The organism is Arenibacter certesii DSM 19833, assembly GCF_000429545.1.
GTDB lineage: Bacteria > Bacteroidota > Bacteroidia > Flavobacteriales > Flavobacteriaceae > Arenibacter > Arenibacter certesii.
In genome coordinates this window covers 18264-31561 of the sequence record NZ_AUCB01000045.1, presented here as the reverse complement: position 1 = coordinate 31561, position 13298 = coordinate 18264, and the positions used below count along the sequence as shown (strand labels likewise).

18 protein-coding genes and 1 riboswitch are annotated in these 13298 nt (G+C 36.7%); of the genes, 14 read left to right on the top strand and 4 right to left on the bottom strand.

Going from position 1 to position 13298, the window contains the following annotated elements; translation table 11 throughout:
• The 7 genes from G466_RS23630 to G466_RS0117190 form a co-directional block, all read left to right on the top strand.
• A partial coding sequence (locus G466_RS23630; protein WP_169720770.1) for a transposase occupies window positions 1-192 on the top strand: 192 nt, incomplete at its 5' end.
• 517 nt (window positions 193-709) lie between these two features.
• Window positions 710-1279: a hypothetical protein gene (locus G466_RS0117215; protein ID WP_026814756.1), complete on the top strand. Its 570-nt coding sequence runs from the start codon at window positions 710-712 to the stop codon at window positions 1277-1279.
• Entirely contained in the window at window positions 1276-1794 is a 519-nt protein-coding gene (locus G466_RS0117210; RefSeq protein WP_026814755.1) for a DUF1648 domain-containing protein, read from the top strand. Before G466_RS0117215 ends, G466_RS0117210 begins: the two co-directional genes overlap by 4 nt.
• A gap of 216 nt (window positions 1795-2010) precedes the next feature.
• Window positions 2011-2334, top strand: coding sequence for a hypothetical protein (locus G466_RS24295; protein ID WP_026814754.1), 324 nt, complete (start codon window positions 2011-2013; stop codon window positions 2332-2334).
• 238 nt (window positions 2335-2572) lie between these two features.
• A complete protein-coding gene (locus G466_RS0117200) occupies window positions 2573-3124 on the top strand; it encodes a DUF3592 domain-containing protein (protein ID WP_084418939.1) in 552 nt (183 codons plus the stop codon).
• Complete coding sequence (locus tag G466_RS0117195) at window positions 3121-3612, top strand: DUF3592 domain-containing protein (RefSeq protein WP_026814752.1); 492 nt, start codon at window positions 3121-3123, stop codon at window positions 3610-3612. The genes G466_RS0117200 and G466_RS0117195 overlap by 4 nt, the downstream gene beginning before the upstream one ends.
• A 907-nt stretch (window positions 3613-4519) precedes the next feature.
• Window positions 4520-5500: a M20/M25/M40 family metallo-hydrolase gene (locus G466_RS0117190; protein ID WP_026814751.1), complete on the top strand. Its 981-nt coding sequence runs from the start codon at window positions 4520-4522 to the stop codon at window positions 5498-5500.
• A 217-nt stretch (window positions 5501-5717) separates the two neighbouring features.
• Here the strand turns inward: G466_RS0117190 and G466_RS0117185 are convergent, their stop codons facing one another.
• The 3 genes from G466_RS0117185 to G466_RS0117175 are packed head-to-tail and all read right to left on the bottom strand — an operon-like array spanning window position 5718 to window position 7335.
• The gene (locus tag G466_RS0117185) at window positions 5718-6242 is read right to left on the bottom strand and encodes an OsmC family protein (RefSeq protein ID WP_026814750.1); all 525 of its coding nucleotides are present in this window, start codon (window positions 6240-6242) and stop codon (window positions 5718-5720) included.
• Between the two features lie 51 nt (window positions 6243-6293).
• A complete protein-coding gene (locus G466_RS0117180; RefSeq protein ID WP_026814749.1) occupies window positions 6294-6818 on the bottom strand; it encodes an OsmC family protein in 525 nt (174 codons plus the stop codon).
• 10 nt (window positions 6819-6828) lie between these two features.
• Entirely contained in the window at window positions 6829-7335 is a 507-nt protein-coding gene (locus G466_RS0117175; RefSeq protein ID WP_026814748.1) for an OsmC family protein, read from the bottom strand.
• A 245-nt stretch (window positions 7336-7580) separates the two neighbouring features.
• Window positions 7581-7680: riboswitch (SAM riboswitch) on the bottom strand.
• A 339-nt stretch (window positions 7681-8019) separates the two neighbouring features.
• Here G466_RS0117175 and G466_RS22475 point away from each other — a divergent pair.
• Window positions 8020-8412: a cupin domain-containing protein gene (locus tag G466_RS22475; protein WP_051315742.1), complete on the top strand. Its 393-nt coding sequence runs from the start codon at window positions 8020-8022 to the stop codon at window positions 8410-8412.
• Between the two features lie 312 nt (window positions 8413-8724).
• On the top strand, window positions 8725-9162 hold the full coding sequence (locus G466_RS23310; protein ID WP_051315741.1) for a DoxX family membrane protein: 438 nt from the start codon (window positions 8725-8727) through the stop codon (window positions 9160-9162).
• Between the two features lie 51 nt (window positions 9163-9213).
• Here G466_RS23310 and G466_RS0117155 read toward each other — a convergent pair whose 3' ends face one another.
• Window positions 9214-10113: an EamA family transporter gene (locus G466_RS0117155; protein WP_026814747.1), complete on the bottom strand. Its 900-nt coding sequence runs from the start codon at window positions 10111-10113 to the stop codon at window positions 9214-9216.
• A 235-nt stretch (window positions 10114-10348) separates the two neighbouring features.
• Here G466_RS0117155 and G466_RS0117150 point away from each other — a divergent pair, with 235 nt between their 5' ends.
• The 5 genes from G466_RS0117150 (at window position 10349) to G466_RS0117130 (ending at window position 13236) form a co-directional block, all read left to right on the top strand.
• Window positions 10349-10927: an MliC family protein gene (locus G466_RS0117150; protein ID WP_026814746.1), complete on the top strand. Its 579-nt coding sequence runs from the start codon at window positions 10349-10351 to the stop codon at window positions 10925-10927.
• Window positions 10928-11203: 276 nt separating this feature from the next.
• Window positions 11204-11644 carry a molybdenum cofactor biosynthesis protein MoaE gene (locus G466_RS0117145; RefSeq protein ID WP_026814745.1) on the top strand — a complete coding sequence of 147 codons (441 nt, stop codon included), beginning with the start codon at window positions 11204-11206 and terminating at the stop codon, window positions 11642-11644.
• A 2-nt stretch (window positions 11645-11646) separates the two neighbouring features.
• The gene (locus tag G466_RS22465) at window positions 11647-12090 is read left to right on the top strand and encodes a cyclic pyranopterin monophosphate synthase MoaC (RefSeq protein WP_034236042.1); all 444 of its coding nucleotides are present in this window, start codon (window positions 11647-11649) and stop codon (window positions 12088-12090) included.
• A 50-nt stretch (window positions 12091-12140) separates the two neighbouring features.
• Window positions 12141-12494 (top strand): hypothetical protein, encoded by a 354-nt coding sequence (locus G466_RS0117135; protein ID WP_026814744.1) that lies wholly within the window; start codon window positions 12141-12143, stop codon window positions 12492-12494.
• Between the two features lie 232 nt (window positions 12495-12726).
• Window positions 12727-13236 (top strand): hypothetical protein, encoded by a 510-nt coding sequence (locus G466_RS0117130; protein WP_026814743.1) that lies wholly within the window; start codon window positions 12727-12729, stop codon window positions 13234-13236.
• Window positions 13237-13298 lie beyond the last annotated feature (62 nt).

Below are 13298 nucleotides of genomic sequence, written 5' to 3'. Positions count from 1 at the left end.
ATCGAGAACCTGAACGGGAAGATAAGAAAGTATACCAAGAACAAACTTTCCTTCCCTACGGACGATGCGGTGATGAAATCCGTATATTTGGCAGTGAGGGAAGCGACCAAAAAATGGTCCATGCCAGTAAGGAACTGGGGAATCATCCTAAATCAGTTCCTGACGATATATGAAAAAAGGGTCAGACTTTAGATAAAAGTCCAACCCCTGTTATTTTAAACTTACACAGTTTACGGGATAGTGTCAAGCTATAATTAAAACTTAATATAGCAATGGATTCATTGACATTTAAAGGGGACTATTCTTCCACTAATCTCTCCATTTTAGTTTGGAGATTAGTTAAATAACTCGCTTTTAATCAATTTGTTATTCTTATTATTGACTTAGTTTAAAGTAAAAATCCGATTGTTTACTCTAAAACAATCGGATTTTTTTTTGTTTCTCGATTAGTTTTAAATCCTTTTTCGAGGTCATAAATATTAAAATATTTTAGTTCATAGATCCGCAACACCTGCCACTACTGTTTTCCAGTTCTTATGCTGCCCAATTCTATGGCCTTGTATTACAACTTTAGTGCTATTCTAGCACACAAGACAAGACCATCACTTTAAATTTAAAATTATCCCTAGATCAGTAATTCTTATATGAATGTTTAGTAATTTATTGCCAAAGTTGTTGGTCGTTGTACATTACCCAAAATGAAATCCGTATGAAAAAAACTATAGTGCTATCATTGTTTTTGACCTTTGGATTTATATCCTGTAAAACAGCTGAAAAGGAAGTTGATAAACTGGAAATAGCTAAAAAATACTATAGGTTTCTTGATACTTCTGATAGCGCTGGGATAATGACTTTATTGGGTGATAGTATTGTAATAAGAGAAAATGAAGACGATTACGAAGAGCGTTTTTCTCAAAAAGGATATATAAAATGGTTGGAATGGGATTCCGTATTCGGCCCCACCTACAAAATTCTTGAAATTGAACAGGAAGGGGAAATCGTCAAAGCAAGAATATCCAAAATAGATAAAAGAATTCAGCTTCTTCACGGAGAACCAATGGTCTGGAATGAAATTATCCGCTACAAAAATAAAAAGATAAACAGCATTGAAAGAGTGGAATATGAAGTCTTTGACGTTATGAGATTTCTTAAAAACAGAGTGGAGCTTGTTAGCTGGATTGACGAAAATCACCCTGAATTAAATGGATTTCTACATGATCAAACAAAATCTGGCGGGAAAAAATATTTAAAAGCAATTGAACTGTTTAAAAATAGATGAATACCCGACCAAAAATAAAACCGATATTAACGACTACTGACAAAGCGATTGAGTTAGTTGGGTGGCTAGCCTTAATTGGAATTTGGGTTCTAACCTTGGTCAATTATTCTACCTTGCCCGAAACCATACCGATCCATTTTAACGGTGCTGGTAAAGCAGACGGGTTTGGAAACAAAGAGAATATTCTTTCTTTGCCAATAGTGTCTACCATATTATTTATTGGGATGACAGTGTTGAATAAGTATCCACACGTTTTTAATTATCCGAGTACCATTACAAAAGAAAACGCACTTCAAAATTATACCAATGCAACCCGAATGATACGATTCTTAAAATTGATTATCGTGATTGTTTTTGGACTGATTGTTTTTAAAATCATTGACAACGTAAAAGGGAAAGCAGACGGACTTGGTGCTTGGTTTTTACCCTTAATTTTAGGACTTATATTTATTCCCACGGCGTATTATTTAATGAAAGCCATACGCTTTAAGAAGAATAAAAAACTAGGACTATAAGTAAATCATTGCCAGAAACCACTCCCGAAACAGAAGAGTGTTAAATTGTTTAATGCGTTATTTTCCCTCTCTAAAAATTACATCTCTTTATTTAGAATGTTTCCAATAAACTGGTAGACAGTTTTTTATTTTTAGTTTTTTGCTAGATTAGTAATGTTAAAAAGTTAGGTGTAGTAGCTTTTTGCTATATCTGTACGTTATGAATTATTAGACTAAATGATTTTTCAAGAGAACAAATTATTTTTAGATTTTTTCAACTCATTAGAAAATGAAGCTGGAAAGAATCCAAATTTAAATAAGTATATTTTATATAAGGGAACCTCTGCTATTGACACCGGTAACATACGAAAATTAATTCCTGAGAAATCTGTCTATATCGATAAAAGTCTAACAATTAGTTTGAGTGGAGTACAAAAGAAAATAGACTCTTTATCAGAATTAAAATCAGTAACTAAAAATAAATTATATGTTGCTTGTTCGAGAGCCAACAATAATTTATATCTGATTTCTGAGGAGAAAATTAAACAATATATAAACTAAAGCCCCCGCTTGCGCGAGCCTGTCCATTCAGTCAGGCAGGAGTCCCTCTCGTGCCTGACCTACGTATAGTTTCAACATTTAAACTTAACCCGCTCCTTCTACTTTTTCACCAATGCTTTTCTATGGAAAAACATCCTTCTTTTCCATTAGGTGAGGAATAGATTTTTATCTTGTAGTGCTAATAGCACAACTTTTCCCCGCTTTTCCCGTTGCTAATAAACAGGTAATACCAGTTAACATGAACCTAATAACGTCTTTAATAGTCTACCTATTTGTTACCGTATTCGTTGGTATTATGTTATTCCTCGTTGGGAAGGGTGGTTATAATTTATATGAAACCTATAATATCCTTACTCATAACGATCGTTATCAATGGGAGCAAGTTGAGGGAGATATCGTGGAAGTGGTCCTGAATAAGCGTCCTGATCCAGATCTATCCGAAGAGATGGCCATGGTCTTTCCAATTAAGAGATGCATCGTTAAATATGCTTATAACCATAATGGGGAAACCTATACCAACGCTTCTATAGGACTCAATAGCAATAAGCACTATGATAGCAGCTTTCACAACGATCTGTACGTAAAACTAGAAGATAAAAAGAAGGTGATAGTGTACTACAATCCCAATAATCCTGCACAATCTGCCCTTGTTAAATATGATGTTGATCTCAGTAATATGGAGCAAGGAATTGTTATGTTAATCTTTCCTCTCTTATTTGGGTATTGGATGTTTGTATATAAGATATATCCAGATAATTACGTATTAGATAAAATAACGGTTGTAGCATGATAATTACGTTACTAATCGGGTTGGCCTTCAGTTTATTTGGAATAGTCATAAAAGTGCTAAACCATATGGCCAAAAGATGGCATCATACCGTTGGAACCATTAGCAAGGCTCAACTTGTGGAAAAAATATCTAAAGATTCAGATGGAAATCAGAAGATAAAAGAAACAGTAGATCTAGAATATAACTACCAGGTGCCAGGAGAGGAGCAAACCCTAGTAGGGGACAATCTTTTTCCATACATGGGTACCTCGGGAAGCAACGGAGTGGACCGAAATAAACTCTTGGAAAAATTAAAGGAAGGTGCCCAGGTGAAAGTGTATTATAACCCCAATAAACCATCTCAGTCCTCCCTAACTGTTGGAGCTAATTATTCCATTAACTATCCTTTCTCTTTAGGATTGGCCTTTCTTGGATTTGCCCTGGTGATATGGATTAATGAAAATAGTGATAGTACGCAATGGGTGCTAGATCAAATTTTGGTTAATTAAGTCATACACGATAATAGGAATAGCGCTATGCCGCAAAGAGAAGTGCATATGGTTTTTTCTAGTACAAAGTACATAGTATTAAGTATTAAGTAGTGAGTAGTTAGATTGGTTCGTTTCAAACCTGTAACATTCTAACTTGAATTATTACTCCTTCACTTTTATGTAAAATCATTCTTAATGGTATTCCAGCCTAAGTGCCAAAAATAATTTATTGAATTAGAATTCTTGGCCATCGCTACGGCTGGCTCCTCTAAGCTACGGTGAATTGTGCCTTAGTTTATTGGCCTTGTATTTAATCAAGGAGTTTTCGCATTGGGTATGGGAAGATTTAAATGTCTTAGATAAGGTCATCTATTGTAGATAGGCGGAGCCAAATTTACCCTAAACGCAAAATAGTGTTCGAAAGCTTCGAGATCAGGAGCGAAGGCACGTAGCGACGCGAAGGCACGTAGCGACGCGAAGTTTCGAATACCGTTTTTCGACCTTGTTGTCGAAAAAAATTATTGGTTAAGGTGACTTTTCTTTTATTTCGTTTTCTTTGGACAAGCAAAGAAATCAAAGATTCACGAAAACCGATAAATAATAAATAAAAACCACTTTAGTAAAATGAAAGAACTCTCTGGGCAAGGAAGAAACTCTATAGACTAGTAAACAAATGCATTTGTGAAATACTAACAAAATGACGTAAGACACACCGTTCCTTAGTTTATCAGCCCTATTAGTTTCTTTTATTATACCCATGTATAAATGATAGGACAAATGGTTACCCGATCCCTAATCCCGCACCTTATCACGTAACCCCACCTTGCGGTAACGCTATATTTTCTAGGAGGTAGGTTTCGATAGGATTTGCTACATTAGCCAATTATATAAAGCGAATTAACTATTACCAAAGAGAATCCCCATAATGAAAAAATACCTTTTTTTATTTTCCTGTATTGCGCTTGTACTAGCCTGTAAAACCCAGCTAATACCGGAAACCGTAAGTATAAATGAAGATAAGTTGCTTTATAATCTAAAGGTGATTTCTCATGATTCTATGCAAGGGAGGTTTTTTGGAACCGAAGGGAATTATAAAACGCAACAATTCGTGGCAGATCAGTTTAAGGCGCTTGGAATAGCCCCCGCATTTGCATCGGGGAGTATACAGCAATTCCCCTATACGTTTAAAGGGAAGTTTAGACAGCGCATATATCCTATTACCAATCCGGCGGAAGACTATAGCAATGTGCCAGATACCACGGTAACAGGCGGAAATGTTGTTACCATGATTAAAGGGAAAAGCGATAAGGCTATTGTAATAACCGCCCATTTAGACCATTTAGGAATAAAGAATGGTGAAATCTTTAATGGTGCCGATGACGACGCCTCTGGAACAGCAGCATTACTGGCCATAGCAGATCATTTTAAAACCAAATCTCCAAAACATACCCTTATTTTCGCGGCGGTTGATGCCGAAGAGATAGGGTCTTTAGGCGCCGATAATTTACTGAACAACTTCCCTACAGCCATAGAAAATATTGCGCTCAATATTAATATGGATATGATTGGGCGTAATGATGCGTTTCAGCTGTATGCCGCTGGCCTATACCATTACCCACATTTAAGACAGCCTTTAGATAATATTAAGTCCACCAAAATTGAGCTGCTATACGGTCATGATGATCCTAATGATGAGGCAAAGGCAGATTGGACGTTCTCTTCCGATCATCGTATATTTCATAAAAAACAGATTCCATTCATTTATTTTGGGGTAGAAGATCATAAAGATTATCACCGGCCTACCGATACCTACGAGCAGATCAATAAAACGTTTTATATAAGTGCGGTGGAATTGATTATTGAGGCTATTGAAAATTATGACTCCTTCTTAATGGATGAGGTTTAGATGTAATTGTTGTTCCATATCTGTAAGCCCTAAGTTTAGTTTGATAGGGCTTTCTTAAAAATATACGTTTACTTAGATTTTTAATCTGGGTATATGATTCCTATCTATATCCTACTTAACCACAAAAAAAGGATTAGTTATATATCAATAAACCAACTAATAATAAACAGGCTGCACCCCATTGGGAGCAGCCTCTTTATTATGAAGACCTGTAAAATTAAGCCACGGTTTCTTTCTGGTTAAGCAGCGTAATTTTGCTATCTACGCCTACACCGTTTACTAAATTGTCTAGAATAGGGCAACGCGCTTCCACTTCCTTAATAAGCTCCTGAATTTTTTTAGGACTTTCGTCTGAGTCAATGATCGTTTCCACCTCAATTTTCTGATATCCGGGACGTACATTATTGTCTATCCCAAGAAAACCGCGCCAGTCAATGTTGCCTTTTGTTTCTACCTTAACCCCATTTAACTGTATGCCCATTAATGCAGCTACAGCCTGATAGGTGATTACCTGACATGCACCTAGGGATCCTAGCAAATACTCTATGGGATTGGGACCTACATTTGTGCCCGCTAAAGCTTCGGGCTCATCGGCAATAAACTGGAAGCCCCTTGCGGTGTTCTTTACGCGAACATGCTCCTCCAATTCTGATGTGACCCTAAAAACCCCTTTGGTTATGCATTTATCTTTCTTTGATTCTTCAATGATACCTTGAAATGTACTTCTTACTAATTCTGACATGATTTTGTTTCGTTTAAGTTTAAAATATTTTGATGTAAATAATAGTGTGTATTAGGCAACCAATTCCTGAGTTTTATGAACGGTTACTTTGCCAGTCACTTTATTAGCATTGGCAAAAATGTCTAACACAGGGCAAATAGCTTCTACTTGTTGGTACAAGGCTTCCAATACTTTAGGATCTTCTTTAGATTCAACTACTGCATCAACTTCTACCTTTAAATATCCAGGCCGTGTTTCTTTATTTAGGCCTAAAAAACCATTTAGGTCAGTGTATCCCTTAACTTTTACCTCTACACTGTCTATCTGTACCCCTTTTAATGAGGCCAACGCCTTATAAGTAATGGCCTGGCAGGCGCCTAAGGATGCCAATACGTATTCTAAGGGATTGGGCGCACTGTCCGTGCCACCGGTGTTCTCTGCTTCATCTGCATGAAACGTAAATTGCCTTACGGTAGATTCCACACGAACGCTATCTTTTAATACAGAAGAAGATTCAAAACCTACTTTGGCTTTACGCGGACTTCTTTCTATTTCTTGTATAAGTTTTTCTACGGATTCTTTAATTAATTTTGACATAGCTAATAGTTTAATTTTTAATGGTTAGTGTACTCTTTACTTCAACAGGATTTGAAATGATATCGAGAACGGGGCAAAGGGATTCTACCTGTTTGGACAATCGTAAAATCGTATCGGGGTCGGCATTGGTTTCTATATGAGTTTCGAATGCTACATTCTGAAAGCCAGGTCTAACCGTACTGTTTAGACCTAAAAACCCTTGTAAGTCTAAGTCGCCCTTTGTTGTAATGGTAACCTTATCTAATTGAATCCCTTTTAAAGAAGCCAAGGCTTTGTAGGTGATAGCCTGACATTCGCCTAAGGTTGCCAGCACATATTCTACGGGATTGGGTGCAGCATCTTCGCCGCCCAGAATCTCTGGCTCGTCAAATTCAAAATTAAACTGTCTCGTGTTGCCTTTTACGGTGAGTTTTTCTTTTAATAAAGCGGTTGCTTCAAAATTGGCTGTTGCCTTTTCAGGATTCTTATTGATATCCTGAATAAGGTCTTCGAATGATTGTTTAACAATCTCTGACATGATTATATAATTTATGGATGAAAAAAAATAGATACGTATGGATAGGGTAGGGCAATGCCAAAGCATTTGCCCAATAGACAGAGTAGTCTTGGTCTTGTCTATTTTAAAATAGGTGGATTACATACAGCCACACATAGACATCTCCATTTTCTGCATACAGCAAAATAAATGGTGACGCTTGTGAAGTGTAACTTCCTTAGAAAAAGTGTAATTGAGTAATGTGTCCTGTGTCTTCATGATGTCTTTTTTTATATTCCTCCTTTCGGAGTCAGGAATTGGCACCTTTTCATTTTGACGGTTGCCAGTAGGTCATAGAGCCTGTCTCTCGCTACTTCTTTATAAAATCAAGCATCTTTAGTAAGATGACATTGACGTGAATGTAGGACAAATATAGATATAGAATCTTAAAAACAAAATTTTACGGTTTATTTTTTTAAATAGCGTTCATTAAATGGGAATCAGACTAACTAAAATATCATCCTTTATACTTTTAGTAAACATCGACAGACAGGGGAAAGAAACTGAAGCTTCATGAAACAGGAAGAAATACAGGAAAAATTTTCTTGAATATTAGTATTATGCGTCTGGTTGATGAAAATCGTTCTGTAAGAGATTACGCTACTAATTTAATATTCATAAAATTAGTAGCATCTTTAAGTGAAGAAACAATAAACACACAAGAAGATGGATGAGATTGAATCAGTCACATTAATAGAATCAACCAAAAGTTGGAATGGCAAGGATTTACCTAAGTATCCGGAGGGAAAGCCAAAGATTACCATTTTAAAAATAACCATTCCGCCACAGTCTAGGTTAAGTATTCATAGGCACCCGGTAATCAATGCTGGTGTGCTAACAAAGGGGGAATTAACGGTGGTTGATGAGGACAATGAGACACTTGTTCTAAAAGCTGGCGATGCCTTGGTAGAGCTGGTAAACTCTTGTCATTTTGGGGAAAATACTGGGGATTCTCCTGCCGAAATCATTGTTTTTTACGCAGGAACAGACGAACTGCCTATAACGGTTGAGGAGAAAAAGAAATATAGCGATTGTTATTCCGCATGGAAATCGTCCTAATAGTAGAGTAAGTTTGTTGAGGTCATTTCCTTAGGAGTGATAACCGAAAAATCCAATATTTATAGATTAGACATAGTAGAATTTTACTCGCGTTAAATCAATGTACATCAACCCAAATAAGCCATTTTAAGGGAGGCTGATTCTCAACAAGATTATAGTAAAGGTCGGGTTTTGGTGTATTTAGAAGGTCGCTGTATGCGTTGGGGATTGTTGGGAAATGCGTGGGTAGCGGTAGACACCTTAATTAAATCCCTTATTTTTACCCGAAACGGAATGCTGAATAATCGTTCCTGAGCCAAATTATATATTAATATGATCGACTTAAATAAAACAGTTGCTGTCCTTACCGTTAGATTAATATTAGGATTCATTTTCTTAATGCAAGGCTTTGGAAAAGTCGTTACTTGGGGCATGGAAAAGGTGTTTCAGGCCGACTTCTTTCAGGGGACTTTTGAAGGGTTGTTGCCCGAGTCTATTATTTGGATAACCGCATATTATACTTCCTATGTGGAGTTAATTGGAGGGTTGCTGCTGGTGTTAGGACTTAAAACAAACTATGCCTTGTATGCGCTTGCCTCCGTTTTGGTTATTGTAACTTTTGGTCACGGATTAGCGGAACCCATTTGGAATTTATCACATGTGTTGTTTAGAACCATCCTGCTGGTAGCCCTACTTTTATTACCGCGGAAATGGGACAAATTTTCCTTGGATACTATTATTGAGAAGAATGCTGCAGCTAATAAATCTTAACTGGAATGGGAAAGGGGCTTAGCTACTATTACTAAGCATTGTGCTAGCATTCTAGGAGTACAAAATCAAAAATACGCCCAATAGGACTCCTGCTAAAGGCACCAATTTTTTTCGTTTATTCTGTTCCTTAAAAATAAACCCGCCAATAACCACTGCAATTAAAAGCTGACTCCGTTTAATGGCAGAAAGCAGCATAATTAAAGCATCCGGATCTTGTAAGGCTTTAAAGTAAAAAAAGTCGGCTGCTAGTAGAAATATCCCGACCGCAGGAATACTCCACCGCCATTTAAAAGCCTTTCTTTTATCAGCATTAGGGAACCAGCTGAACGATAAAATGACCAGCAATATCAGAATAACATAAAAGCTAAACCAAAAAATTAAGGTTTGTGGATTTAGTTCCACGTACTGAACAAGGAATTTATCATACAATCCACTGGAAGCACCCAAAAATGTAGCGCCGACAATGGCAAATATCCATTTGTTTTTTCTAAAGTTGATGCCTTCTTTCATCCCAACCCTGGAATACAGAATCATAGAAAAAATAATAACAAAAAAACCAAGCCACTGCAAGAGATTGGGGCGTTCATTATAAATAAAAATGGCGCCTATAAAAGTAAAAAAAGGGCCAGCAGACCGTATAGGGGTAACAATGGTAATGGGTAAATGTTTTAGTGCCTGATAGGCTAAAATCCACGACCCCGCCATAATTGCCGATTTTATAAATATAAAACCATGTACCTCCAAAGGAATAGTGGGGATATAGAAGCCATTGGACTTGCTATACTCGGGGAGGAAAATAGAACTGAAAAACACAGGCAAAATAAAAATGAAGCCTGATCCAATTGTTCCCAAAAGCACTGGAAATACCTCATTTCCCTGTACGGCATGTTTTTTACATAAATTGTGTAACCCTAGAAAAAATGCGGCTAAAAGCCCTAAATACATCCACATTTCGCGAAGATAAGCTTATTTTTAGGACAATAATAATTGGTGGTATCAGTCCATGTTTTGCTCTTGTTACACCACATCACTTAAAACCCATTTCGCCGTAAAAAATTAGTTAGGGACACATATAAATAGGTGTTAGGATTTAATTGGTTTGGCAAGGTTTTTGGATAAGGATGATAGGATTTCCCTAACGGAGGGAAAATTAGAATTTTAACAACATATAAATTAATTAAGTAAAATGACAAAAGGTATTTTAACCCTTACCCTATTAACAGGATTATTTTTAGGTTCTTGTAAAGAAGCAACAAAGAAGGGAGATGTAGAAACGGAAACAACAGAAATAGTTGAAAAAAACATTGAAGATATTGTAACCACTACAGCTACGGACAATGAGGGAAGAATGTTGCAAATGACTTTTAATAATTCAAAAGGAACTGCAACGCTAGATTTTAATGGAGAAACAATAGAATTAGAAGCAGAAAAGGCAGCCTCTGGAATTTGGTATAAAAATGACCAATATGAGTTAAGAGGGAAAGGAAACGATATAGAGTTATTAAAAGACGGTGAGGTAGTTTTTTCCCATAATGACGATTTAATAAACACTTCGCTGAAAAATAATAAAGGGGAAACTCTCGACATGACTTTCAACAACACTGCAAACACGGTGAAAGTGTACCTAAATGGTGGGGAGCAAATTGAGTTGAAAGGTGAAAAAGCGGCATCTGGTATTTGGTACAAAAATGACCAATATGAATTAAGAGGAAAAGGGGATGATTTAGAACTGACAAAAGACGGCGTTACCGTATTTAAAAACTAATACCGCTGTTTGGCTTTTTTTTAAAGCTGCTAGACAGAACTACTAATTACAAGGTCGATTATTCGAAAAGCGTATTACGCTTTTGAAGATAATCGGCCTTTTTCATTTTAAGATGAGTGAAGTGCGCTTGTAATCCTTTTGGGGAAGGGATAAGTGAAAAATATTCTGCGTTTTACCCTTTTTAAAGATATAGCGACTAAGTCTTCAATAAATTTATAACTTGTCCCGAAAGTTAGATAACCATAAGCTAGATGCTAGCGTTTAAATTTTATTCGCATGGAAAAAAAAATAAAAAAGGTATTTGTTCAGGGCGCTATAAGTCCTGAGTTTATAGCTAATTCAATTGCAAAACACCAATCCAAAACCACTATTGGTGCCCATGATATTTTCTTGGGCCAGGTGAGGGCAGATATTATTGATGAAAAGGAGGTAGCTGCCATAGAGTACACTGCCTACGAGGAAATGGCAAACAATATATTTCATGAGATAAGGGAGGCTACCTTTGCTAAATTTCACCTTAGCTGTATGCATATCTATCACAGTTTAGGTACAGTGAAAGCTGGAGAAATATGCTTGTTTGTATTTGTTTCGTCGCCACATAGAAAAGAAGTCTTTGAAGCAATGCACCATATTGTGGAAGAAATAAAAATTAAAGTTCCCGTATTTGGAAAAGAGGTGTTTAAGGACGACTCCTACCAATGGAAAGTAAATAAATAAGTATGGTAGACATTACTCATAAAAAAAACACCTTGCGTACCGCAATAGCCCAGGCAGTAGTACAGGTGAGTTCGGAGGATACTATAACCGCCATAAAGAATAACACTGTGCCTAAAGGCGATGTGTTTGCTATGAGCAAGGCTGCAGGATTATTGGGGGTTAAAAAGACGGCGGACCTGCTGCCCGACTGTCACCCTATGCCAATAGAATATACTGATATTGCCTATTCCATAGATGGATTGCACATTCAGGTATTGGTAACCGTGAAAACCATTTACAAAACCGGGGTAGAGGTAGAGGCCATGCACGGAGCCAGTATTGTAGCCTTAAATATGTACGATATGCTTAAACCTATTGATAAAGGAGTGGAAATTAACCATATAAAATTGATCCTAAAAACAGGTGGTAAGTCGGACATTGGTACTGAGAATATAAAAATTGAATAGCTCCCATTTTTTAACATGTTATTAATATGATATAGTATTATCTTTATAGTGTGAAAGTAACTGGTTATTTTAAGATATTATTTTTAATCCTCTTTTTGGGACTGGGCAGGGCCGTAATGGCTACCACGCCAGATGTTCCCCAAGATACTGTTGTGTCCGGTTTTGGGGTGCAAAATGATGATCATCGTCAGTTTGGGGATCTTCCTACTTCCGCGAATAGTTTGCTGCATGAGAGTTATTCCAAAGTTTCTTTCTCATCCGACTTTAATTTTCTGCCACGGCACGCCAAAAACTATTCTTATTTAGTGTACAGAAAACCGCAATTGTCCTTTTACAATAAAGCGGATATCACGGTCAGCTTGGATAGCTTGACGCTTATTTACCCCTTCCATACTTTTTTATAGATGCGAGATTTATAGTTGATTTCAATAGCATTCCTATTGGAAAACCCTGCCTATCCTTATTGATTGGTAGGTATTGTAGTATAAAACAAGTATAAATCTGGACTGTTTTAAAATCTCACTATTTTTTATTGTTACCAGTCAGGGATCTTAATGTTTCGCTGAAAATGGGAGCTACATTCAATAAAGAAAAGTATCCGGGATTTAAATTCGTCCAAGCTAATCGAATAAAAAAATGAACAATTCAATGATTTTAATATCTGCACTTTTAGTGCTGGCAGTAGTAATCCCATTCTTAATTTTAAATTCTTCCGGGAAAGGGGAGGCTAAAACAATCTCTAAAAGAATAAAGGAATTTGCAAAAGAGTCCCATCTAAGATTAGATGTTAAAGAAGGCTGGGGCAACAGGTTTATTGCAATAGATAAGACCCAGAAAATCCTAGTTTTCTCGAAAATGGTGAATGGTGAGGTGGTTATAAATGAGGTGGCTTTGGGGCAGGTAGAAAAAGCGAGTATCCAAATGTCCACCAAAATGATGAAATCCAATTCGGGAAAAGAAAATGTATTGCAGCGGTTAGATGTAGAGATCACTTATTTTGCCCATCATGAGAAGCCTGTCTTGTTAAACTTTTATGAGATAGAGCAAATTTATTCGGAGGATTATGAGCTTAAAAGAGCTGAGAAATGGAAAGGTTTAATTGAAGAGGTTGCTAAAACCGCTACTGTAGGAAAGAAAGTGGCCTAATTACACTGTATAAGAATTACTTTTTTAATTGCCCGCCCCTGCTTAGAAACACGGACGGGCAA